Origin of the sequence: Roseateles sp. SL47, assembly GCF_026625885.1 — a bacterium.
Classification (GTDB): domain Bacteria; phylum Pseudomonadota; class Gammaproteobacteria; order Burkholderiales; family Burkholderiaceae_C; genus Roseateles.
Genome location: NZ_CP113068.1, coordinates 5,537,416 through 5,561,112, shown reverse-complemented (window position 1 = coordinate 5,561,112; position 23,697 = coordinate 5,537,416). Strand labels below are relative to the sequence as shown.

Genomic DNA, 23,697 nt, shown 5'->3' with positions numbered 1-23,697 from the left:
TTGCTGCCAGGTGAGCGATAACGACAGAGCTATGGGCGACGCAACAAACGCGTGGGTCTGTAGCTCAGTCGGTTAGAGCACCGTCTTGATAAGGCGGGGGTCGCTGGTTCGAATCCAGCCAGACCCACCACGAAGAACTCGGAGTCTGAAGATTCAGGGATCTTGGGGGATTAGCTCAGCTGGGAGAGCACCTGCTTTGCAAGCAGGGGGTCGTCGGTTCGATCCCGTCATCCTCCACCAGTTCACTTCTCACGGTTGGCAAACCACAGTGTCCTTCAGCGCAGGCTGTTGGATGTTCTGGTTTGCCAGTCTGGCCTTTGAGGCCGCACTGTTGTTCTTTAACAATTCGTAGAGTCGAATCAGCGTTGCTGGCGGAAAGCTGGCTGCTCGTAAAGGGGCAGACTGGCACCGTGCCGCCAGCGACATTTGATTGCGTCACCAGACTTCAACTCTGACCGCAAGGTAAGAGAAGAAATTGAAGAACGGCGAAAACGCGTGATACTCAATAAAACGCTCAAGTTGTTGAGCGTCTGTCCTTGACGACATCTGCGTGATGTCAAAGTTATAGGGTCAAGTGACTAAGTGCATGTGGTGGATGCCTTGGCGATTACAGGCGACGAAGGACGTGATAGCCTGCGATAAGCTTCGGGGAGCTGGCAAATTAGCTTTGATCCGGAGATTTCCGAATGGGGAAACCCACCTCGCAAGAGGTATTGCATGCTGAATACATAGGCATGCAAGGCGAACCGGGCGAACTGAAACATCTCAGTAGCTCGAGGAAAAGACATCAACCGAGATTCCGAAAGTAGTGGCGAGCGAAATCGGAGTAGCCCTCGTGTTTTAGCAGTTGGCATATCAGAACGGAATGGAAAGTCCGGCCATAGCGGGTGATAGCCCCGTATGAAAAATGTTGATTGTGGAACTAGGCACGAAAAGAGTAGGGCGGGACACGTGAAATCCTGTCTGAACATGGGGGGACCATCCTCCAAGGCTAAATACTCGTAATCGACCGATAGTGAACAAGTACCGTGAGGGAAAGGCGAAAAGAACCCCGGGAGGGGAGTGAAATAGATCCTGAAACCGCATGCATACAAAAAGTAGGAGCCCTCAGGGGTGACTGCGTACCTTTTGTATAATGGGTCAGCGACTTACATTCAGTGGCGAGGTTAACCGAATAGGGTAGCCGTAGAGAAATCGAGTCCGAATAGGGCGAAATAGTCGCTGGGTGTAGACCCGAAACCAGGTGATCTATCCATGGCCAGGATGAAGGTACCGTAACAGGTGCTGGAGGTCCGAACCGACTAGTGTTGCAAAACTAGCGGATGAGCTGTGGATAGGGGTGAAAGGCTAAACAAACCTGGAGATAGCTGGTTCTCTCCGAAAACTATTTAGGTAGTGCCTCAAGTATTACCTTCGGGGGTAGAGCACTGTTTAGGCTAGGGGGTCATGGCGACTTACCAAACCTATGCAAACTCCGAATACCGAAGAGTACAGCTTGGGAGACAGAGCACCGGGTGCTAACGTCCGGACTCAAGAGGGAAACAACCCAGACCGCCAGCTAAGGTCCCTAAAATTGGCTAAGTGGGAAACGAAGTGGGAAGGCTAAAACAGTCAGGATGTTGGCTTAGAAGCAGCCATCATTTAAAGAAAGCGTAATAGCTCACTGATCGAGTCGTCCTGCGCGGAAGATGTAACGGGGCTAAGCCAGTTACCGAAGCTGCGGATGCACAGTTTACTGTGCGTGGTAGGAGAGCGTTCTGTACGCCTGTGAAGGTGGGTCGTGAGGCCTGCTGGAGGTATCAGAAGTGCGAATGCTGACATGAGTAGCGTTAAAGGGGGTGAAAAGCCCCCTCGCCGTAAGCGCAAGGTTTCCTACGCAACGTTCATCGGCGTAGGGTGAGTCGGCCCCTAAGGCGAGGCAGAGATGCGTAGCTGATGGGAAACAGGTCAATATTCCTGTACCGATCTATAGTGCGATGTGGGGACGGAGAAGGTTAGCTCAGCCGGGTGTTGGATGTCCCGGTTCAAGCATGTAGGCGTGCCCTCTAGGCAAATCCGGAGGGCTTAGCTGAGGTGTGATAACGAGTCTGCTTGCAGACGAAGTGAGTGATACCCTGCTTCCAGGAAAAGCCACTAAGCTTCAGCTATAGACGACCGTACCGCAAACCGACACTGGTGCGCGTGATGAGTATTCTCAGGCGCTTGAGAGAACTCTGGAGAAGGAACTCGGCAAATTGACACCGTAACTTCGGAAGAAGGTGTGCCTTTAGTAGGTGAACCATTTACTTGGGGAGCCCAATGAGGCCGCAGAGAATCGGTGGCTGCGACTGTTTATTAAAAACACAGCACTCTGCAAAGACGAAAGTCGACGTATAGGGTGTGACGCCTGCCCGGTGCTGGAAGATTAAATGATGGGGTGCAAGCTCTTGACTGAAGTCCCAGTAAACGGCGGCCGTAACTATAACGGTCCTAAGGTAGCGAAATTCCTTGTCGGGTAAGTTCCGACCTGCACGAATGGCGTAACGATGGCCACACTGTCTCCTCCAGAGACTCAGCGAAGTTGAAATGTTTGTGATGATGCAATCTCCCCGCGGAAAGACGGAAAGACCCCATGAACCTTTACTGTAGCTTTACATTGGACTTTGAACAGATCTGTGTAGGATAGGTGGGAGGCTTTGAAACCTGGTCGCTAGATCAGGTGGAGCCAACGTTGAAATACCACCCTGGTGTGTTTGAGGTTCTAACCTTGGCCCGTGATCCGGGTTGGGGACAGTGTATGGTGGGCAGTTTGACTGGGGCGGTCTCCTCCCAAAGTGTAACGGAGGAGTTCGAAGGTACGCTAGGCACGGTCGGAAATCGTGCTAATAGTGCATAGGCATAAGCGTGCTTGACTGCGAGACTGACAAGTCGAGCAGGTACGAAAGTAGGACTAAGTGATCCGGTGGTTCTGTATGGAAGGGCCATCGCTCAACGGATAAAAGGTACTCTGGGGATAACAGGCTGATACCGCCCAAGAGTTCATATCGACGGCGGTGTTTGGCACCTCGATGTCGGCTCATCTCATCCTGGGGCTGTAGCCGGTCCCAAGGGTATGGCTGTTCGCCATTTAAAGAGGTACGTGAGCTGGGTTTAAAACGTCGTGAGACAGTTTGGTCCCTATCTTCCGTGGGCGCTGCAAGATTGAGAGAGCCTGCTCCTAGTACGAGAGGACCGGAGTGGACGCACCTCTGGTGTATCGGTTGTCACGCCAGTGGCATCGCCGAGTAGCTAAGTGCGGAAGAGATAACCGCTGAAAGCATCTAAGCGGGAAACTCGTCTCAAGATGAGTCTTGCCGGGGCCTTGAGCCCCCTGAAGGGTCGTTCAAGACCAGGACGTTGATAGGCTGGGTGTGGAAGCGCAGTAATGCGTTAAGCTAACCAGTACTAATTGCCCGTGAGGCTTGACCCTATAACTTTGACAATCATGTCGAAGCGAGTGGTCACGCAGATCGATTTAATTGATCAAAGCCGTTCCTCAAGCTGAGGACGCAATCAAATCAAAGCTGATTCACCAAAGACTCTACGAATTGGGCGAGCTGCCCACCCTTCCCAGGGACGCAGCTGGCCAACCAGTCAAGCCTGATGACCATAGCGAGTCGGTCCCACCCCTTCCCATCCCGAACAGGACCGTGAAACGACTCAGCGCCGATGATAGTGCGGATTCCCGTGTGAAAGTAGGTCATCGTCAGGCTAATAACCCTGCAAACCCCTTGAACTCCAGCAGTTCAAGGGGTTTTGCTTTTGGGGCGACGAATTTAAGGGCGATGAATTTTGGGGCCATGAATGTGGGGCGACGAATATCACCCCCATAAAAATTGGGCGGCAACACCCTCCCGAGTGCAGTGTTTCGTCGGCAACGGAGGGCAGCACATTGTGATGTCATGCACCGACCAACACCCCTGAATGTTGGTTTACCGTCCTCAATATGACTAAAGCCCCCCCAACCGGTCCCAAGCGAGCGTAGCGGCAAGGCTAGACTTCGCAGACAACGACTTCGGCCAGTTTGTCATGCGGAATGTGAGCAGCTCGTTCATTCGTTTCCTCACACAGCAGCAAGTACCCGCTGACCGTCGCTGGCGATGGATGCGCAGTCTCGGCCTTGCGGCGCTGGCGACGGCCAGCCTGTCGGTGCAAGCGATGCAACTGGCCAAGGTGGTGCCAGAAGGCGAGGTGGGGCAGCTCACCAATGTCGTGGTCCAGTTCACCGAATCGGTGAAGCCGCTCGGTGACCTCCGCGGCGAGGCGCCGGTGACTGTGCGCTGCACGCCAGAGGGAGCGTCCGAGGGAACCGGTCGTTGGACCAACGACAAGGAATGGGTGTTCGACTTCAAGCGGCCGCTCCCATCCGGCGCACGCTGTCAGGTTCAGGCGAACGACAACTTTGTGCCTGGCGTGCCCGGCGTCTCCCCGACCTGGACGGGCAAGCGAGACTTCAAATTCTTCATCTCGGCCCCCACGGTCCAGAGGACGATTCCGTGGGAAGGTAGCCAGATCGAGGAAGAACAGCACATTCTTCTCCAGCTCTCCGCCCCGGTGCGTGAAGAGTCCGTGGCCAAGGGCTTGTGGTGTGAATCCAATGCGCTGGGCGAGCGCATCCCCGTCGTCTTGAGTTCGCCCGCAGAGCGGCAGGCCGCCCTCAAATCTCAGCGTGTCATTGCACGCAACGAGACCTGGATCATGGTGGGATGTCAGCGCCCACTGCCCGCAGGCAGTGAGGTCAGCCTGGTCTGGGGCCCCAACATCGCGTCCATGGCGGACACCACGGTCACCACTCGTGGCGAGCGTCGTTTCAAGTTCACGGTCCGGCAGCCGTTGACGGCAGAGTTCACCTGTGAGCGTGAGAGAGCCAACGCGCCTTGCGTGCCCATCCTTCCCATTCATGTCGACTTTTCGGAGCCTGTACCCAAGGCACAGGCCAGGGCCGTGCGCTTGCGGGGGCCGGACAACAAGTTGTACGAGCCCATCAGTCGAAAGGACAGCGGTGTGGATGAGGAAGACGCCGGCACGCTGCGCCGGGTGACCTTTCCGTCCCCCCTGCCTGAGTCGACCACCTTCAAGCTGGAAATGCCCAAGGGCACCAAGGACGTCAGTGGCCGGCCGTTGTCCAACGCAGCCAGTTTTCCGATGGTCATCCAGACCGGCGCCGCGCCGCCGCTGGCGAAGTTTGCGGCGGCTCCGTTCGGTATTGTGGAATGGGAGCGGCAGGAGCCAAGCCTGGTGCCCTTGACCATGCGCCATGTGCAACCCGAACTGCAGCCGGGCGGTCCAGGCAAGGTGCTGATCAAGCGGGTCACCGACGACCTGGAAGTACTGCGCTGGTTCGGCAAAGTACGCAAAGCCTCCAATGACGAGTGGAAGTCCCGAGAAGTCCCGATGCTTCAGGGCGATGCCAACGCGCAGTCATTGACCCTGCCCAAGTCCAGCACGCCAGCGACGGAGATGGAGGTGGTGGGCGTGCCGCTGCGCCAACCCGGTTACCACGTCCTGGAGGTCGCTTCTCCGCGCCTGGGCAACAGCCTGTTGGACCCCCCCGCCACCATGTATGTACGCACCGGTGTCCTGGTGACGAACCTGGGCATTCATTTCAAGCTGGGCCGGGACAACAGCATGGCTTGGGTCACCACCCTGGATAGTGGTCGGCCTGCCCCCAACGCCAAAGTCGCCGTTTACGACTGTGCCGGTCGGTCCCTGTGGACCGGTAAGACCGACGAGTCTGGCGTCGCCCATATCGACCGTCCCTCGCTCTCCCAGAGGACCGAGCGCGAATGCGTGGCGGAATATGGCCTGTACGTGACCGCTCGCCTGGAGCAATCCGGCCAACCGGAAGACTTCACCTTCCTGTTCAGCAACTGGAGCCGGGGTATTGAACCGTGGCGGTTCAATCTGCCCACGGCTTATGGCGCCAGCGACACCCCTGCACGTGCAGCCACCATCACCGATCGTCCTTTGCTGCGGCCCGGCGACGTGCTGTCGATGAAGCACTTTTTCCGGCTTGAAACCTTGCAAGGCTTGAGCGACGCGCCGCCCGATCAACTTCCAACTCAGCTCCGGATCATTTTCGAAGCCACAGGAGAGGAAGTGTTCAAGCAGGCGTTGACCTGGCAATCCACGCGCTATGCCTTGAGCACCTGGCAGGTGCCCCCAGGCGCCAAGTTGGGCAGTTACCGATTGGTCCTCCAGCGCCAGGGAGACGGACCGCAGGGCCAACGGCAATGGGACACCGGCGGGGTGAAGGTGGACGAGATCCGCGTACCGCTGGTCGACGCCCGACTCCTGCCACCCAAGTCCACCGCAGCCGGTGCCAAGGAGTTCCAGTGGGGGGCTCAGCTCAACTACATGGCCGGCGGGCCCATGGCACAGGCACCGGTGCAGATCAGCGCAGTGCTGCAGCCCCGGTGGACGAGTTATCCGGCCTATACAGATTTCGCCTTTGATCCACCGGAGGACCGCGACCCGAATGCGGCGGTCCACCCGGATGACGCCGAGCGCGGTGAGGATGGCGATGACGATGCGGGTGGGGGCACGTCAGCGGACCGCCAATTGCTGGTCGACAAACTGGCCGTGCAGACCGACAAACAGGGCGCCGCGCAGTTCCGTGTCCCGCTGCGCCAGCCGGTCACTCGCCCTTCCGAACTCCGTGTGGAACTGAGTTACCGCGACCCGGATGGACAGACTCACACCCGCTCCGCGTCCCAGGTGATCTGGCCGGCGGAAGTGCAGGTCGGCTTGCGTGCCCCGACCTGGGTGGCCAATGGCCAGCAGTTGCCCGTGCAGGCCGTGGTGCTGGACACATCGGGTAAACCGCTGGCTGGCCGTGTCGTGACACTCACGGCACGTCAGATCCAGACCCTCAGCACGCGCAAGCGGCTGGTGGGGGGCTTTTACGCCTACGAGCAAAAACGTCAGGTGAAGGAACTGGGCGAACTCTGCCGCGCCACGTCCGACGCCCAAGGCCTGGCCCGTTGCGACCTTCGTGTGGAGCAGTCGGGCCAGGTGGAAATCATTGCCACGACGCTGGATGCCGGACACCACAGCGCGAAAGCGGCCCGCGCGGTCTGGGTCACACGCGCGGGTGAATTCTGGTTTGCGCAGGAAAACGACGATCGCATTGACGTCATTGCGGATCGACGCCATTGGGAGCCGGGGGAGACGGCCCGTTTCCAGGTGCGCATGCCTTATCGCGATGCGACCGCCCTGATCACGGTCGAGCGCGAAGGTCTGCTTTACAGCCGAGTCCAGCGACTGTCCGGCCGAGATCCCTGGGTGGAGGTGAAGATCGACAAGGACTGGGCGCCGAATGCCTTTGTGGGGGTCACGGTGGTTCGTGGCCGCCTCAAGGACGTGCCCTGGTATTCATTCTTTACCTGGGGTTGGCGTGAGCCTGGCAACTGGTGGCGCGCCTGGCGCGCGTCGTCGGACTACCAGCCACCGACTGCCATGGTGGACCTGGCCAAGCCCTCCTTCAAGATGGGCATCGCAGGCATCGAGATCGGTCGTGCCAAGCACGACCTGAAGGTGGAAGTGCTGCCGCAGCAGGCTCAATACGGCGTGCGCCAATCGGCGCAGGTGCGGGTGCGGGTGACCCAGGACGGCCGGCCGGTGCCGGATGCTCAACTGGCCTTTGCCGCTGTTGATGAAGGCTTGCTGTCCCTGTCGCCCAACGGCAGTTGGCGCTTGCTGAACCACCTGTTGCAGGACCGCCCCTGGGCAGTGTCCACCGCCACCGCCCACAGCGAAATCATTGGGCGCCGACATTACGGACGCAAGGCAGCCGCAGCGGGCGGCGGGGGCGGCTTCGCCACCCGGGAGCTGTTTGACACCCTGCTGACCTGGCAGCCCGCAGTCGCCCTCAATGCGCAGGGCGAAGCGGTCGTGACCGTGCCGCTCAACGACTCGCTCACACGCTTTCGCCTGGTGGCCATCGCCGATGCACCAGGGCAGCGGTTCGGTACCGGTGAAAACAGCATCACCGTCGGCCAGGACCTTCAGTTGCTGTCGGGCCTGCCGCCACTCGCCCGCGAGGGGGATCGCATGGAGGCGATGCTGACGGTCCGCAACACCACCAACCGGGCGATGACACTGAGCCTCTTGCTCAAGGGCGTGGCCAGCATCGAAGGCACAACCGACCAGCCGATTCCCGCCCAGACCCGCCAATTGACCCTGGCCGCCGGTGGGGCCGAAGTGGTGAGCTGGTCGGTGGTGGTGCCGGATGGTGCGCAACGCATCAACTGGGAAGCCCAGGCGGTGGAGCAGGGCAGTGGCGGCGCCAAGGACGCCATGAAGGTCACCCAGCAGGTGCAGCCGGCCGTGCCGCTGCGGGTGCTGCAGGCCACGCTGCGTCAACTGGACGCACCGCTGTCCTTGCCGGTGTCTGCGCCAGCGGATGCGCTGCCGATGCAGGGCGTCAAGCGGGGAGGCATCCAGGTGGGGCTGCAGCCGCGTCTATCCAGCGCGCTGCCGGGCATCCGGCGCTTCTTCGCCACCTATCCCTACAACTGCCTGGAGCAGCAGGCCTCCAAATACGTTGCGCTGCATGACGATGCCGCCTGGACCACGCTGATGGGCCAGCTCTCGTCCTATCAGGACCGGGACGGCCTGTTCGGTTATTACCCGCTGTCTGCCGGCTACAACCAGGGCAGCGATGTGCTGACGGCCTACCTCCTCAGTATGGCCAAGGAAGCTGGCCGAAGCCTGCCCGACGCAGCGCAGACCCGGGCGTTGGACGGCTTGGCCGCGTTTGTGGAAGGACGGATCGCCCGTACCCATTGGTCGCCCCGTCCGGATGACGAGCCCCGCCGCGTTTCCGCCATCGCCGCCTTGGCGCGCCACGGTCGGGCCACGGCGCGGCAACTGGCGACGGTGGACGCCGCGCATCTGCCCACCTGGCCCACGGCAGCCGTCATTGATTGGCTGGTGATCCAGCAGCGGCTGCCCGCCTCACCCCAGCGCGACGCGCAACTGGCGGCCGCGCAGACGCAGTTGCGTGCTCGCCTCAGCTACGCGGGCACCACGCTCCGTTTTGTGAGCGAAGACACCGATGCCTGGTGGTGGTTGATGGACAGCGGCGACAGCAACGCCTCACGGCTGCTGCTTGCGGTGGTGAACGACCCGGCGTGGCGCGAAGAGATTCCCCGCATCGTGACCGGTGCGCTGGCCCGGCAGGAACGCGGGGCCTGGTACAACACGACGGCCAACCTCTGGGGCGCCTTGGCGCTGGAGCGATTCGGGACGGTCTTTGAATCGAAAGCGGTGAGTGGCAAGACCGAGGCCAGTCTCGGCACGGCCAAGGCCTTGCTGGACTGGTCCGCCCAGCCGCAGGGCGGCTCGCTGGCGCTGCCCTGGCCTTCGGGGGGCACTGGCACCGTGGCGGTCCATCAAGCCGGAGACGGTCGCCCCTGGGTCACGATGCAATCGCTGGCTGCCGTTCCGTTGAAGTCTGCGCTGTCGGCGGGCTACAGCGTCAAGCGGAGCATCACGGCCGTGTCGCAAAAGGCCGCGCCCGCGTTCACGCGGGGTGATGTGCTGCGGGTTCGATTGGAAGTGGATGCAGCGGCGGACATGTCCTGGGTGGTGATCAGCGACCCTCTGCCCACCGGTGCGGCGGTCGTCTCCGGCACCCTGGATGCCGAGGGCGAGCGCAACGAGGGTGAAGCCTGGCCCAGCTACATCGAACGCAGCTTCGCCGCCTGGCGCGCGTATTTCGCTTATCTGCCCAAGGGCCGGCATGTCTATGAGTACACCGTGCGTCTGAACAACGCGGGCCGTTTCCAGATGCCGTCCACTCGTGTCGAGGCCATGTACGCGCCGGACCGCTTCGGTGAGGCCCCCAATGCAACGATGGAGGTCGCGCCTTGACGCTCCACCGCCTGCGCCGGATGTTGGGGCATGGCGGCGCCGCCTGCGCGCTCGCACTGCTGTGCAACCTGGGCCCGGCGCAGGCGGCGGAGCTTCCCAGCTTTGCGCAGACACGCAACCAGCATCGGGTGTCCGACTTCACGCTGCTGGATCGGCAAGGCCAGCCGCTGCAAGTCATGCGCCTGAACCCGCAACGTCGCGCATTGGGCTGGGTATCGCTGCAGGACATGTCTCCGGCGCTGCTGCGTGCCATGCTGCTGTCGGAAGACCAACGCTTTTACGAGCACAGCGGCGTGGACTGGTCAGCCGTGGCTGCCAGTGCCTGGGGCAACCTCTGGAACACTCGCACCCGGGGGGCTTCCACCGTCACGATGCAACTCGCCGGCTTGCTGGACGAGGATCTGGCCCAGCGCGGCGGGCGGAGTGTCGGGCAGAAGCTCGGTCAGGCCTGGACGGCGGGCCGCCTGGAGCAGCGGTGGACCAAGGCCCAGATCCTCGAGGCCTATCTCAACCTGGTGCCGCTGCGCGGCGAGTTGGTGGGGGTGCCCGCTGCGGCCCAGACCCTCTTTGGCAAACGGCCATCCGGCCTGGACCACCGCGAATCCGCCCTCCTGGCCGCGATGCTGCGCGCCCCGAACGCCTCGCCCGATCGACTGGCTGCGCGTGCCTGCAGCCTGTTGCGCGCCATGGCTCAGCCCTGCAACGGTCTGGACGATGAACTGGGGGCTGTTCTCACCCGCAAACCGCTGCAATGGGCGGATGCGCCGCAGTGGGCGCCTCACTATGCACGCCTGGCGCTGCGGCCTGACGGTCCTCCAGCCCAGCGCAGCACGCTGGATGGACGCATCCAGCGCCTGGCGGTGGAATCGCTGGCCCGCCAGCTCGGCGAACTGCAGGGCCGGGCCGTGGAAGACGGCGCCGTGCTGGTGCTGGACAACGCGACGGGTGACGTTCTTGCCTGGGTGGGGTCCAGCGGCCAGCGGTCTGAAGCTGCGCAAGTGGACCATGTCCTGTCCCGCCGCCAGCCCGGTTCCGCGCTCAAGCCCTTTGTGTATGAACTGGCGCTGGAGCGGCGCCTGATCACCGCCGCCAGTCTGCTGGACGACTCGCCTGCGCAGATTCCCACCCGTGCCGGCGTCTACCTCCCACAGAACTACGACAAGCGGTATAGGGGTTGGATCAGCGCCCGGGCGGCCCTGGGCAACAGCCTCAATCTGCCGGCGGTCCGGCTGGGCTTGATGCTGAAACCGGAGGCTGTCTTTGAGCGGCTCAATGCGCTGGGCCTGCAACTGCCCGAAACCGGCGGTTTCTATGGGCCCTCGCTGGCCCTGGGCAGTGCCGACGTCACCCTGCTGGGGCTGACCAATGCCTATCGCGCGCTGGCCAATGGCGGCCACTACAGCGCCGTGCGGCTCCCGAAATCCTCGCCGCCACCCGCCACACGCCGTGTGGCCGACCCGCTCGCCAGCTTCATCGTGGCCGACATCCTCTCGGACAACAACGCCCGGGCCATCACCTTCGGCCTCACCAGCGCCTTGGCCCTTCCGTTCCCGGCGGCGGTCAAGACCGGCACCAGCAAGGATATGCGCGACAACTGGTGCGTCGGCTGGTCCGCACGCTTCACCGTGGGGGTGTGGGTAGGCAATTCGGATGGAGCGGCGATGCAGCAGGTGTCGGGCGTCAGTGGTGCCGCGCCGATCTGGCGGGATGTGATGCTGGCGCTTCACGCCGGATCTCCGGGCAAAGCCTTTGCGCTCCCAGCCGGCCTGGTGCATCAACGGGTGCGCTTCGAGGCCGACCGGGAACCCGCCCGCGAAGAGTATTTCCTGGCCGGGACGGAGCAATCCGAGCTTCGCCTGGCGGCGACCGCCGTCTCCATCAGCAACCCATCTCCCGGCGCCATTTACGCCCTGGATCCGGACATCCCCCCGGCCCATCAGCGCTTGCGTTTCCAGCATGACGGTCAACTGGGAACCGCAGGCCCGGCGCGCTGGCGTCTGGACGGCAGGCCGATCGGGCAGGGCGCGGCGGTCGACTGGATGCCAATGCCCGGCGCTCATGAGCTGGTGTTGGCAGATGCCAAAGGCCGTGAATTGCAGCGGGTTCGATTTGAAGTGCGGGGGGCCTCTGTCCGTGCCGGCCGCAAGTCAAGCCTTTGAATTCGCATTTCGTCGCGCGTGGGTAGCATGTCATTCCCTGACTTTCGATACTCCCTTTCGCCGCTACCATAGCCCAGAGGAAGCTCATGAGTCGCCATCCCCGAATCTCTGCCGTCCGCCTGCTGGGTATGCCCTTGCTGGCTCTGTCGTTGTTGGCGCCCATGGCGCCTGCGCAGGCCAGTGAAGTGGTCAAGCTCGCCCGTTTGCTGATCACCGGCAAGCGCCAGCCGAGCAAGCCGCCTGTGGCTCCGCAGTCCGGCTCGACCGACCGGGGCGGCTCCGCAGACGCGCCCGGCCCGCAAAGCAAATACACCGAGCCGGACGCGCCGGTGCAGCAGGCGCATGTCGTCACCGAGCGTCGCGGGACGAGCGAAACGTCCGCCACCCTGTCGATGTCGGACTGACATCGACGCGTTGGATCCCCGGCGCGAACGTCCCCGCCCGCACCACAACCGGGCGACCAGCCCCATCTTCAAACATCCCGCACAGGCCCTGTGCCTCGTCGCATAACGGTGTGCGGTAAGTCGCTGCGTCACAAAAAATCACCGGTCTTCCCCTCCTGACAGCAACAGATTGCAAGGTCACACTGCGCGCTTTCGCCCCACAAGGGCCAGTTGAGGATCCGGAAATGACCAAGGTCTGGAGAAAAGGCCTGCCCTTCAGTACGGAAGTGGCACCGTTGTTGGCAGCCATGCCGCTGCTCGATGAATATCGCGAACCGCTCATGCGTTTGCAAGGCGCCTGGGACAGCCTGGCGCTGCTGGGCCAGATGAGTGGTGCTGCCACCGACATGGCCGATACCCGCAGTGCGTTCGAGGCCTTGACTGGCCGCCTTCTGGACAGCCTGGCCCGCCGCCAGTTCGGCAATGCGGTGCAACAGTTGCAGGGCCGTGCCCAGGTGGCCATCGACATCCTCGTTCGCAACCTGTTTGAGCGCACCGCCGATGTGGGTTTCCTTGCCGCTGATGGCCCGCTGCGTGATCTGCTGGAAGCGGATGCGCAGGGCACCGTGGAGGAAGCCGAGCGCGACGCCTTGCGTCGTCGTCTGGCGGACTATGTCGCCAAATACTCCGTGTATGACCAGGTGGTCTTGCTGGCTGCCGATGGGCGGCGCCTGGTGGCGCTGGATCCCGCGCGCTGCGCCGACCAGGTGCATGACGATCGCCTGCTGCGTGCGCTGGAACCCGGCCAGGCCTTTGTGGAAGTGCATGGCCCGAGCGCGCTGCTCGGCGGTGCCAGCGGGCTGATCTATGCAGCCGCCGTCAAGGCGGACTGCGGCGCGCAAGCGGTGTTGTGCCTGTCCTTCAAGCTGGAAGATGAAATGCTGGGCCTGTTCCGCGCCCTGTGCGCGGGCGTGCCGCGTTCGGTGCTGGTGCTGAAAGACGCGCAGGGCCGAGTGCTGCTCACCTCCGACCCCTGGCAGATTCCCCTGGGCGCGCCGCTGGTGGCCGCCGGCAAGGAGCAGGGATTCCGCATGGACTTCGCGGGCCGGGACTATCTCGCATGCAGCGCGGCGGCCAGCGGCTACGAAGGCTATTTCGGGCCGGGCTGGTCCGCGCAGATGCTGCAGCCGCTGCAACATGCCTTTGCCGACGCCCCTCCGGAACAGTCCGACGCCCGCGCCCGCGGGGTCGACACCCGCGAATTGTTTGATGAAGAGCTGCGCAGCATCCCGCTGGAAGCGCGCCGCATCCAGCGGGAACTGTCTCGTTCATTGTGGAACGGCAAGCTCAAGAGCCGTGCGCATGCCCATCCGCAGTCTCCCTCCGGCGGTGCATCCGCATCCTCCGAGCAGCGCCCAAGCGGCAATGCCGACTTCGCAGTGACTCTGCTGAATGAGGTCGAGCGCACCGGCGACCAGCTTCGTCAGGTCTTCGAGCGCGCCATCACCCAACTGGAAGACAGTGCGCTGGGGGCCGTTTTTGACACTGTCGGATTCCAGTCCGAACTCGCCATTTCCATCGTCAACCGCAACCTCTACGAGCGGGCCAACGACTGCCGCTGGTGGGCCCTGGATGCCCGGTTGCAACAGGCGCTTGCGCAAGGCGATGCGGAGCGCGCCGCCGAAGTGCTGAGCAGCATCCATGCGCTCTACACCGTCTATTCGCTGCTGCTGGTGTTTGACGCCCAGGGCCGTGTGGTGGCGGTGTCCGATCCCTCGCAGGACCGGCACCTCGGGCGCCAGCTTCAGGGCGACTGGGTACGCGGGGCCTTGGCCTTGCGGGATGCCAGCCAATATGTGGTGTCGGCCCATGAGGCCTGCGGGCTCTACGGTGAAGACGGGCAGTCGCCCTGCCTGGTGTATGCCTCGGCGGTCCCCCATCCGGATGGGGGCACCACACCGGTCGGTGGCATTGCCATTGTCTTCGACGGTCAGCCGCAGTTTCGCGCCATGCTTCGTGCCGCGCTGCCCAGCCAGCCGGGCTCTGCGGCGCTGCTGGTGACACGTTCGGGCGAGATTGTGGCCAGCAGCGACGAACGCTGGTCCCCGGGTCAGGCCTTGCCCATCGCGCTCAAGGATCTCGCCACCTTGCCTTCGGATCAGTATGTGACGGGGGAAGTGGAGTTGCAGGGGCGGGTGCAGGCGTATGGCCTGGCCATGTCTGGCGGCTATCGCGAATATCGCCGCCACACGCCGCCTCATCCGCAGGATCTGGCGGCCGTGGTGCTGCTGCCGCTGGGGCCACGACAGGAGGATTCAGCCGACGCGCTGGCCCTCGCGGCCTTCGCGCCACTCGCGCCGACCGGCAAGCAGCAGATCGACCTGGCCAGCTTCATGGTCGATCATCAATGGCTCGGCCTTCCGGCAGCGCAGGTGCTGGCCGCCCTGGAGCGCCAGCGCATCACCGCCTGGCCGCAAGCGCCGGCGGCCGTGCGTGGCATGCTGGGGTTTGAAGGCCGGATGCTGCCGGTGCTGGATCTGGGCCAATTGCTGTTCCACCGCCCCTGTGGCGAAGAAGCCGCTCTGCTGGTGTGCCGCACCAGTGCGGGTCAGCGCCTGGTTCTGGCGGTTCAGCAACTCGGCCAGGTGTTCCAGGCCAGTGCCGATCAACTGCAGCCCAGCCCGACCCGTCCGGGGTGGGCCGCGCAGGCGCAGGTGCGTCTGCTCAAGGGGCAGGGCGCCGAAATGCTGACGCTGCTGGAGGGGGACGACCTGTGGCGGCTGGTGAGCGGCGTGGCAGCGCAGCAGCAGGCGGACGACCTGCCGCTGCTGGCGGCGGACTGATCGCGACGGGCCGCTGCTGGACGTGATGGCGTCCTTTTTGTGTGGTCCGTGAACACCTGCGCAGCATGCCTGGCGGGCCTTCTGGCGCCGCCCTCCCGCAGACTCAGCCCCCCGGCGTCCAGACCGGTGGAGACGGATGCAGGCGCGCCATCGACAGGCAGTCCATATACCGTCCTTCCCGCAGGGCATACGCGCGCAGACGCCCCTCGTGAGCGAAGTTGAAGCGCTCATACAGCCGGATCGCACGGTGGTTGTCGGCGAACACGGTCAGTTCCACCCGCAGCACACCCAGCCAGTCGTCCGCCTGGCGCAGCAGCGCAGACATCAACGCGGAAGCCACGCCCTGGCCCTGGACCTGCGGCAGCACACTGATCCCCATCGACATGGCATGGCGCCGACGCGGATGTGGACCAACCGGATGCAACCCGGCGGATCCCACCAGCGTGTCGCCTTGCAAAGCCAGCAGTGTCAGCTCAGCGGACTGGATGTCCGGCGTGGTGCTGAAGCGTTGACGCCACGCCTCCGGTGAAACATACGGCAGCCCCAGCAGCCAGGGCTGGACCTCGGGATGGCTCATCAGCGCCGAATGGGCGGGGCCATCGTCGGGGGTGGGGCGTCGCAAGGTCAATTCCATCATGGGCTCCCTGTGTGTGGATGGAAGGGCCAAAAGCAACAAGGCCCGCGAAACGCGGGCCTTGTCGAGAAACTCTGGAGATGTGGCTCAGATGCTGCTGAGCGGGTGGTGGGAAGGGCTACCGCGTTCGACCTTCCTGCACAGCGGTGAGGCGGACGACCCGCATCGACGGGCATGCCCCCACCAGCACACGCATGGCTAGAACCATGGGCTGCTGCTGCCGTTGTTGCTGCCCCAGCTGTTGCATTTGCCGGTGCATTTGCCGGTGCACTCGTTGCTGCATTCGCTGTTGTGCAGACCCCTGCCATTCCCCCCGCCGCGCAGCGGCCAGCAGGCGGGCGGCGGCTGCGGTCGCAATCCCCAACACCGTCGGGAACGCAATCGGAAACGCCACCCCAAACGCCACCCCAAGTGCAATCCCAATCGCAGCAGCGGTCGCCATATCGGGGTGGAGGAGGGCATTCATGGCGTCCAGTATGTTCACCACTTCGGCCCGCCGTCAACATCAAGATCATGCAGCGGATTCACCACAGTGCAGGCTCCACGCGCGACAATCCACCGCTCTGATCTGCTCATGTCCTTGCCATGCCGCGCCTGAGTTCCATTGCCCCTCCTCCCGCCCCAGCGCCGGCTGAAACGGCAGATGCCCGTGCGGCCACCGGTGTGCGCGGGAAGCCGCTGCCGGCCGAGCGATTCGCCTTGCGCGTGGGCCCCAGCGTCATCGATGGCCAGGGGGTGTTTGCGGACGAGCCCATTCCCGCGCGCAGAAAGATCGGCGAAATGCGGGGTGAGGTGGTGTCGGTGCGGGAAGCACGTCGCCGCATCGAAGGCAAGCGCCGTATCCATGTGGTGGAGGTCTCCGACCGCACGGCGATCGACGCCACACATCACAAGGGTGTGATGCGCCACATCAATCACAGCTGCGCGCCGAATGCGGTGCTACGCATCCGCCAGGGGCGCGCCGAGTTCTATGCCATTCGCGACATCGACCCGGGTGAGGAAATCAGCTGTGATTATGGGGAGAGTCACCACGAGGGCCGGCTGCGCTGCCGATGTGGTGCGCCCAATTGCAAGGGGCGGCTGTAGCTTGATCAGTGCTCTGCCGCGCTGCCGCCGTCTTCACTGAAGGCCGCCTTCAGGGCGGCTTGCTGCAGCCAGAACAGGCGCAGGTCCTGCACGGTGAACAGCATGTCGTCGATCAGGGCATTCTGATCCACATCTTCGGGCTGTTCATACGCCTCGTTGATGTAGTCCTGACGCTCGGTCGAACCTTCCGCCAGCGTCACCGCCTCCACCGCTTCCAGCATCAGCGACAGGTCACGAGCGGCGTCGCCTTCCGGCAGCTCCCACGAGCCCATGTCGTCCACCGCCTGCAGGAAACCCTGGGCCCACATGGCGCCTGCGGCGGGCAGACGCTGCAGCAGCGCTTCGGTCAGGGCACCATCGGCCAGCAGGCGGGCCTTGGTCTCGTCGTCGAATTCCGAAATCAGCGGCACCAGTTGCATTTGTTCTGGCGATTCCACCAGCAACTGCGGGTCCAGGCTGTCCGAGATTTCATTCCAGCGCAGATGCAGCACATCCATGAAGGCTTCGGTCTGCTCCTCCGCTTCCAGCGCAGCCGGCCATTCTTCGCCGAACAGGGCATCCATGGCCTGGATGGGCGCGCTGGGCGGGGGGCCCACCAGCAGGGCGGTCATGTAGCCGTCCAGCGTGTCCAGCGTGATGGCCGGTGCGTCCGGATCGGCGGCGCCGGCCAACTGGGCGACGAACTCACCGAGTTGCTGGGCATTGTGGATGTCGATGGGTTGGTCGTCGTGGTCGGTCATGAGGAACTCCGTGACAGCCGTCGGCATTCCATGCCGGGGCCGGGAAACTGAAAAAAGCAAAGGGCCCGGACCGGGCCCTTCGAGTGAGAGACCGGTGCCGCCGTGCGGCTCCCGGTCATGATGCATCCATGCTGATGACGGGTTGGTGGCAAGCCCCAGGCCCGCCTTGGCCTGTTGCGCTTAGACTCGTTCGCCAACCCAGGCCTGCACGCTGGCCAACGCTGCGGGCAGCCCCTTGGCATCGGTGCCACCGGCCATCGCCATGTCCGGCTTGCCGCCGCCCTTGCCGCCCACCTGTTGGGCCACAAAGTTCACCAGCTCGCCGGCCTTGACCTTGCCGATGCTGTCGGCGGTGACGCCGGCGGCGATCTGCACCTTGTCACCGTCCACGGCGGCCAGCACGATGGCGGCCGTCTTGAGCTTGTCCTTGAGCTTGTCCATGGTCTCGCGCAGGGACTTGGCATCCGCGCCCGCCAGGGTCGCAGCCAGCACCTTGATGCCCTTGACGTCCACGGCCTGGCCCAGCAGCTCATCGCCCTGTGCGGACGCCAGCTTGCTCTTGGCGGCCGCCAGTTCCTTCTCCAGGGCCCGCACCTGATCCAGCACCGCTTGCACACGCGGCTCCAGTTCAGCCGGGGCGGCCTTGAGGGTACCGGCCACAGCCGTCACGGTGGACTCCAGCGACTGCAGGTAATGCAGCGCGTTGTCGCCCGTCACGGCTTCCACACGGCGGATGCCGGCGGCCACACCGCTTTCCGAGACGATCTTGAACAGGCCGATGTCGCCGGTGCGATGCACATGGGTACCACCGCACAGTTCCTTGGAGGTGCCGATGCTCAGCACGCGCACGCTGTCGCCGTACTTCTCACCGAACAGCATCATGGCGCCGCTCTTCTGGGCATCTTCCAGGGCCATCACCTGGGCGGTGGTGTCCTGGTTGGCCAGGATTTCGGCATTCACGATGGCCTCGACGCGGCGGATCTCGTCCTGCGTCATCGGGGCGTTGTGGGCGAAGTCGAAGCGGGTGCGCTCGGCATTCACCAGCGAACCCTTCTGCTGCACGTGGGCGCCCAGCACTTCGCGCAGGGCCTTGTGCATCAGGTGGGTGGCGCTGTGGTTGCGCACGGTGCGTCCACGACGCTCGGCATCCACGCGGGCCACGAACACGTCGCCCAGCTTGATCGAGCCTTCCACCACTTGCGCATGGTGGCCAAACACGTCCGCCTGGATCTTCAGCGTGTCGTCCACCACCAGCCGGGTGGTGGCATTGCGCAGTTCGCCGGCATCACCGACCTGGCCGCCGCTTTCTGCATAAAACGGGCTGTGGTCCAGCACCACCACCACGTCGTCGCCCGCGTCCGCGCTCGGCACCGAGCTGCCGTCCACATACAGGGCCACCACGTTCACGTCGTCGCGCGACAGATGGTCGTACCCGTGGAAGGTGGTCGCAATGCCGCTGTATTCCAGGCCCTGAGCCATCTTGAATTTGCCTGCCTGGCGGCCACGCTGCTTCTGCTCTTCCAGCAGGCGGTTGAAACCGGCTTCGTCCACCGTCACGCCGCGTTCGCGGCAGACGTCCCCCGTCAGGTCCACCGGGAAGCCATAGGTGTCGTGCAGCTTGAAGGCGGTGTCGCCGTCCACCTGCCTGGCGCCACCGGCCAGGGCCGATTCCAGCAGATCCATGCCGGTGGCAATGGTCTTGAAGAAACGTTCTTCTTCCTGCTTGAGCACGTCGGTCACCCGGGCCTCGTCACGGCGCAGTTCCGGATAGGCGTCACCCATTTCCTTGGCCAGTGCGGCCACCAGCTTGTGGAAGAAGGGCGTGCGGGCGCCCAGCTTGTAGCCGTGGCGAATGGCGCGGCGTGCAATGCGGCGCAGCACATAACCGCGGCCGGCATTGCCGGGGATCACCCCATCCACCACGGTGAACGAACAGGCGCGGATGTGGTCGGCAATGACCTTCAGCGACGGCGAGTCCTTGTCGCAGTCGCCGCCGTCCGGGGTGGCCGCATCCACCTCGCGCTTGGCCGCCTGCAGCAGGTTCACGAACAGGTCGATCTCGTAGTTGGAGTGCACATGCTGCAGCACGGCGGCCAGACGTTCCAGGCCCATGCCGGTATCGACGCTGGGCTTGGGCAGCTTGTGCATCACACCGTCTTCGGTGCGATTGAACTGCATGAAGACGTTGTTCCAGATCTCGATGTAGCGGTCGCCGTCTTCCTCGGCGCTGCCGGGAGGGCCGCCGGCCACGTCCGGGCCGTGGTCGTAGAAGATTTCGGTGCAGGGGCCGCAGGGGCCGGTGTCGCCCATCATCCAGAAGTTGTCGGACATGTAGCGGCCGCCCTTGTTGTCACCGATGCGCACGATGCGCTCGGCGGGCACGCCGACCTGCTGGTTCCAGATCTCGTAGGCTTCGTCGTCTTCCTGGTAGACGGTGACCCAGAGCTTTTCCTTGGGCAGCTTGAAGTGCTCGGTGAGCAGTTCCCAGGCAAAGCTGATGGCGTCCTTCTTGAAATAGTCGCCGAAGCTGAAATTGCCCAGCATCTCGAAGAAGGTGTGGTGACGGGCGGTGTACCCGACGTTGTCCAGGTCGTTGTGCTTGCCGCCCGCGCGGATGCACTTCTGGGCGGTCGTGGCGCGGCTGTAGGAGCGCTTGTCGTAGCCCAGGAACACATCCTTGAACTGGTTCATGCCCGCGTTGGTGAACAGCAGCGTCGGGTCATCGCCGGGCACGACCGGGCTGGAGGCGACGATCTGGTGGCCCTTGGATTCAAAGAACTTCAAAAACGTATTGCGGATCTCAGCGGCTTTCATGCCCGTCCTTTTGCTGTTGCACCCAGCTGTTGCACCACACGCCGCCCTGGTCGGTCCAATCGCGCGCGAGCGTGCGATTTCAGTGATCGCGCGCGAGCGTGCGATTTCAGTGATCGCGCGCGGACGTGCGATCACAGGACAGACCGAGGCCGCCGGTGGCGGTCAAGAATTCTTTACGAAACGGCTTTGCAAGCATTTGAAAGGGGCGCAAGGCGCGCCGACAGCCGGCCTGGCTGATCAAGGGCCTGCCCGCGCCTCTCAAATGCTGGATTCAGCGTCGTTTTCGCGAAGCTTTCCATTATAGGAGCGGGGCTTGCTCCCGCTTCGGCCTGGCGTTTCTGTGACGTGGCGCCCATGCCAAACCCGATAGGATGAGCCGCACACAGAGAGCCACTCTCGAACACTTCCGCCGGAGCAACGACGATGGACACCCCCGCTTCCCCCCTGGCCCAGCTCAGGGATCCCAGCCTGCTCAAGACCGACGCCCTGATCAACGGCGAATGGGTGGGCGGCACTGCACGGTTTGATGTGGAAGACCCTTCCACAGGCGAACTGCTGACGCATGTGGCCAACCTGGGTTCGTCCGAGGCGGATGCCGCCGTCACCGCCGCCGAAGCCGCCTGGCCGGCCTGGCGGGCCAAGACCGCCAAGGAACGGGCGGCCATTCTGATGCGCTGGTATCACCTGCTGATCCAGCATGCCGACGACCTCTCCCGCATCCTCACCGCCGAGCAAGGCAAGCCGCTGGCCGAAGCGCGCGGCGAGATCACCTATGGCGCCAGTTTCCTGGAGTGGTTCGCCGAGCAGGCCAAGCGGGTGTATGGGGAGAGCGTGCCCACCACGGACGCCACCAAGCGCTACCTGGTGCTGCGCCAGCCGATTGGCGTGTGTGCGGCCATCACGCCGTGGAACTTCCCGCTGGCCATGATCACCCGCAAGGTCGCGCCCGCTCTCGCTGCGGGTTGCCCCGTGGTCATCAAACCCGCCGAACAGACCCCGCTGACGGCCCTGGCGGCTGCGGAACTCGCCCAGCGGGCCGGCATGCCGGCGGGCGTGCTGAATGTCGTCACCGGGGACAGTGAACATTCGGTGGCCATCGGCAAAGTGCTGTGTGAACGCGGTGCCGTGCGGCATCTGTCCTTCACCGGTTCCACCGAGGTGGGGCGCATCCTCATGGCGCAGTGCGCGCCCACCATCAAGAAGCTGTCGCTGGAGCTGGGCGGCAATGCGCCCTTCCTGGTGTTTGAAGATGCGGACCTGGACAGCGCGGTGGATGGTGCCATCGCGAGCAAGTTCCGCAATGCCGGCCAGACCTGCGTGTGCGCCAACCGGCTGTATGTGCAGGACAGTGTCTACGACGCCTTTGTGGACAAGCTCGCCGCCAAGGTGGAGTCCCTGAAGGTCGGCAACGGCTTGGAGCCGGGCGTGACCCAGGGGCCGTTGATCGATGACGCTGCCATGGACAAGGTGGAGCGCCACGTGGCGGATGCCACAGGCAAGGGCGCCCGCATCGTGACGGGGGGCAGCCGCCTGCAGGGCCGCTTCTTCCAGCCAACGGTGCTGGCCGATGTCACCGCCGACATGCTCTGCGCCCGTGAGGAAACCTTCGGGCCGGTCGCACCGGTGTTCCGCTTCCATACCGAAGCTGAGGGCATCCAGATGGCCAATGGCACGGAATTCGGGTTGGCCAGCTATTTCTACAGCCGGGACATTGGCCGCATCTTCCGGGTGGGGGAAGCCTTGGAGTCTGGCATGGTGGGCGTCAACACCGGCCTGATCTCGACGACGGAAGTGCCATTTGGCGGTGTCAAGCAATCGGGCCTGGGCCGCGAGGGCGGGCACCAGGGCATCGATGAATATCTGGAGACCAAATTCCTGTGTCTGGGAGATCTGCAACGCTGAGCACCACGGTACATCGGCTCACCAGCGCAACAAGCGTGGGCCCAGCAGGGCGCCGATGATCGTGGGAATCAGAACGCCGGCCCCGTACCAGACGGCCCAGAACGCGACCTGCATTTCCGGGCAGTGCAGGCAGTAGATCACCGTGGCACTGGCTCCGGCGAGCAGGCCGGAGACTGCGCCGGCGGTTCGCAGACGGGTCGGCGCCATGCCCTTCACCGCCCAGAAGATGGCGACAAATCCTGGCATGGACAAGAGGGCGATGTTGAACGGGCAACTGCGCCAGGACGATCCCATCACCATCGGCACCCATTGCCCCGCCGGGGCCTGGATCAGCGTGCCGAGCGCGGCCAGCCACACCACCACGACCGGTCCTGCCACGAGGCCCCAGCGTCGGCCGGCCTCCATGCCGGGCCGGGCCGTACGCAGCAGCACCTGCCAGGCGCCCACGGCCAGCAGCCCTGGGGTGGCCAACTTGAACCAGAAGAGGGCGGTGACCGATACCGCTGCAAGGTCCGGGCGCAGGCCCAGGGTGGCCAGCATCAGCACAGTCGCCCCCAGCAGGCTCACCAGCATCGCGCCCCCATACCGACGGGCGGGCGCCGAGCGGTCCACCGGCTCCGCCTGCGTGGCCAGCAAGGCGATCAGGTCATCGGTTTTCATGCAGTACCTCGAATTTTCATGGCCAGGGCTTTGATGCCGCGGTGGATACCCACCTTGATGGCGGACTCCGACAGGCCGGTCAGGCGGGCGGTCTCGGCGACCGACAAACCCTGCAATTTGACATGCACGATGGGCAGGCGATGCCGGTCAGGCAATTGCGCGAGCAACTGATCGACGTCTCGCCGGGCCTGGGCGGCCTCATCGTCCGAAGCGGCGAACAGGTCGTCGGCCTGCTCATCCAGCGGCTCGTTCCACGCAGCGTATCGGTAACGGCTGCGCAGGAAGTCCGCCATCTTGTAGCGGGCGATGGCATACATCCAGGCGGTGAGCGGTTGCTCCGGCAGATAGGTGTGGCGGCCGTTGTGCACCGCGATCAGGATCTCCTGGACCAGATCTTCCACATCCTCCGGCTTGTCGCGCAGCCGTTTGCGCAGAAACGCGCGCAGCAGGCCGCCCAGCGCCTGCAGGAAGGATTGATAGGCCGGTGCATCGCCCTCCAGCCCCGCCAGGAACAGCGACTGAAGATGCTGTTCCGTGGTGGGGGCCTCGGCGCGGGAAGACTTGTGTGAATCGCCCATCGTG

Annotated in this window: 11 protein-coding genes, 2 tRNA genes and 2 rRNA genes; 10 read left to right on the top strand and 5 right to left on the bottom strand. The window is 63.8% G+C overall.

The features are described from left to right. Positions 1-53 precede the first annotated feature (53 nt). The 8 genes from OU995_RS24105 (at position 54) to OU995_RS24070 (ending at position 15,279) form a co-directional block, all read left to right on the top strand. Positions 54-130: transfer RNA gene (locus OU995_RS24105), tRNA-Ile, on the top strand. A gap of 34 nt (positions 131-164) precedes the next feature. Beyond that, positions 165-240, top strand: a tRNA-Ala gene (locus OU995_RS24100). Positions 241-568: 328 nt separating this feature from the next. After that, a 23S ribosomal RNA gene (locus OU995_RS24095) occupies positions 569-3,448 on the top strand. Between the two features lie 169 nt (positions 3,449-3,617). Further along, positions 3,618-3,730: ribosomal RNA gene (gene rrf / locus OU995_RS24090) — 5S ribosomal RNA — on the top strand. Between the two features lie 392 nt (positions 3,731-4,122). Beyond that, positions 4,123-9,894, top strand: coding sequence for an alpha-2-macroglobulin family protein (locus OU995_RS24085; protein ID WP_267832698.1), 5,772 nt, complete (start codon positions 4,123-4,125; stop codon positions 9,892-9,894). Between the two features lie 20 nt (positions 9,895-9,914). Then, positions 9,915-12,053, top strand: coding sequence for a penicillin-binding protein 1C (gene pbpC, locus OU995_RS24080; RefSeq protein WP_267836362.1), 2,139 nt, complete (start codon positions 9,915-9,917; stop codon positions 12,051-12,053). Between the two features lie 86 nt (positions 12,054-12,139). After that, positions 12,140-12,457: a hypothetical protein gene (locus tag OU995_RS24075; protein WP_267832697.1), complete on the top strand. Its 318-nt coding sequence runs from the start codon at positions 12,140-12,142 to the stop codon at positions 12,455-12,457. Positions 12,458-12,681: 224 nt separating this feature from the next. Then, positions 12,682-15,279 carry a chemotaxis protein CheW gene (locus OU995_RS24070; protein WP_267832696.1) on the top strand — a complete coding sequence of 866 codons (2,598 nt, stop codon included), beginning with the start codon at positions 12,682-12,684 and terminating at the stop codon, positions 15,277-15,279. Positions 15,280-15,382: 103 nt separating this feature from the next. On the opposite strand, the gene OU995_RS24065 is transcribed toward OU995_RS24070, so the two are convergent. Then, positions 15,383-15,901 carry a GNAT family N-acetyltransferase gene (locus OU995_RS24065; RefSeq protein ID WP_267832695.1) on the bottom strand — a complete coding sequence of 173 codons (519 nt, stop codon included), beginning with the start codon at positions 15,899-15,901 and terminating at the stop codon, positions 15,383-15,385. Between the two features lie 597 nt (positions 15,902-16,498). On the opposite strand from OU995_RS24065, the gene OU995_RS24060 reads away from it, so the two are divergent. Next, on the top strand, positions 16,499-16,999 hold the full coding sequence (locus OU995_RS24060) for an SET domain-containing protein (protein WP_267832694.1): 501 nt from the start codon (positions 16,499-16,501) through the stop codon (positions 16,997-16,999). 5 nt (positions 17,000-17,004) lie between these two features. On the opposite strand, the gene OU995_RS24055 is transcribed toward OU995_RS24060, so the two are convergent. Both OU995_RS24055 and alaS read right to left on the bottom strand, forming a co-directional pair. Then, positions 17,005-17,739: a UPF0149 family protein gene (locus tag OU995_RS24055; RefSeq protein WP_267832693.1), complete on the bottom strand. Its 735-nt coding sequence runs from the start codon at positions 17,737-17,739 to the stop codon at positions 17,005-17,007. Positions 17,740-17,919: 180 nt separating this feature from the next. Further along, a complete protein-coding gene (gene alaS / locus OU995_RS24050) occupies positions 17,920-20,553 on the bottom strand; it encodes an alanine--tRNA ligase (RefSeq protein ID WP_267832692.1) in 2,634 nt (877 codons plus the stop codon). A 423-nt stretch (positions 20,554-20,976) separates the two neighbouring features. Here alaS and OU995_RS24045 point away from each other — a divergent pair, with 423 nt between their 5' ends. Next, positions 20,977-22,455 carry an NAD-dependent succinate-semialdehyde dehydrogenase gene (locus OU995_RS24045; protein WP_267832691.1) on the top strand — a complete coding sequence of 493 codons (1,479 nt, stop codon included), beginning with the start codon at positions 20,977-20,979 and terminating at the stop codon, positions 22,453-22,455. A gap of 18 nt (positions 22,456-22,473) precedes the next feature. On the opposite strand, the gene OU995_RS24040 is transcribed toward OU995_RS24045, so the two are convergent. Together OU995_RS24040 and OU995_RS24035 are read right to left on the bottom strand one after the other, a co-directional pair. Further along, on the bottom strand, positions 22,474-23,115 hold the full coding sequence (locus OU995_RS24040; RefSeq protein WP_267832690.1) for a DUF1109 domain-containing protein: 642 nt from the start codon (positions 23,113-23,115) through the stop codon (positions 22,474-22,476). Then, the gene (locus OU995_RS24035; protein WP_267832689.1) at positions 23,112-23,693 is read right to left on the bottom strand and encodes a sigma-70 family RNA polymerase sigma factor; all 582 of its coding nucleotides are present in this window, start codon (positions 23,691-23,693) and stop codon (positions 23,112-23,114) included. The genes OU995_RS24040 and OU995_RS24035 overlap by 4 nt, the downstream gene beginning before the upstream one ends. Positions 23,694-23,697 lie beyond the last annotated feature (4 nt).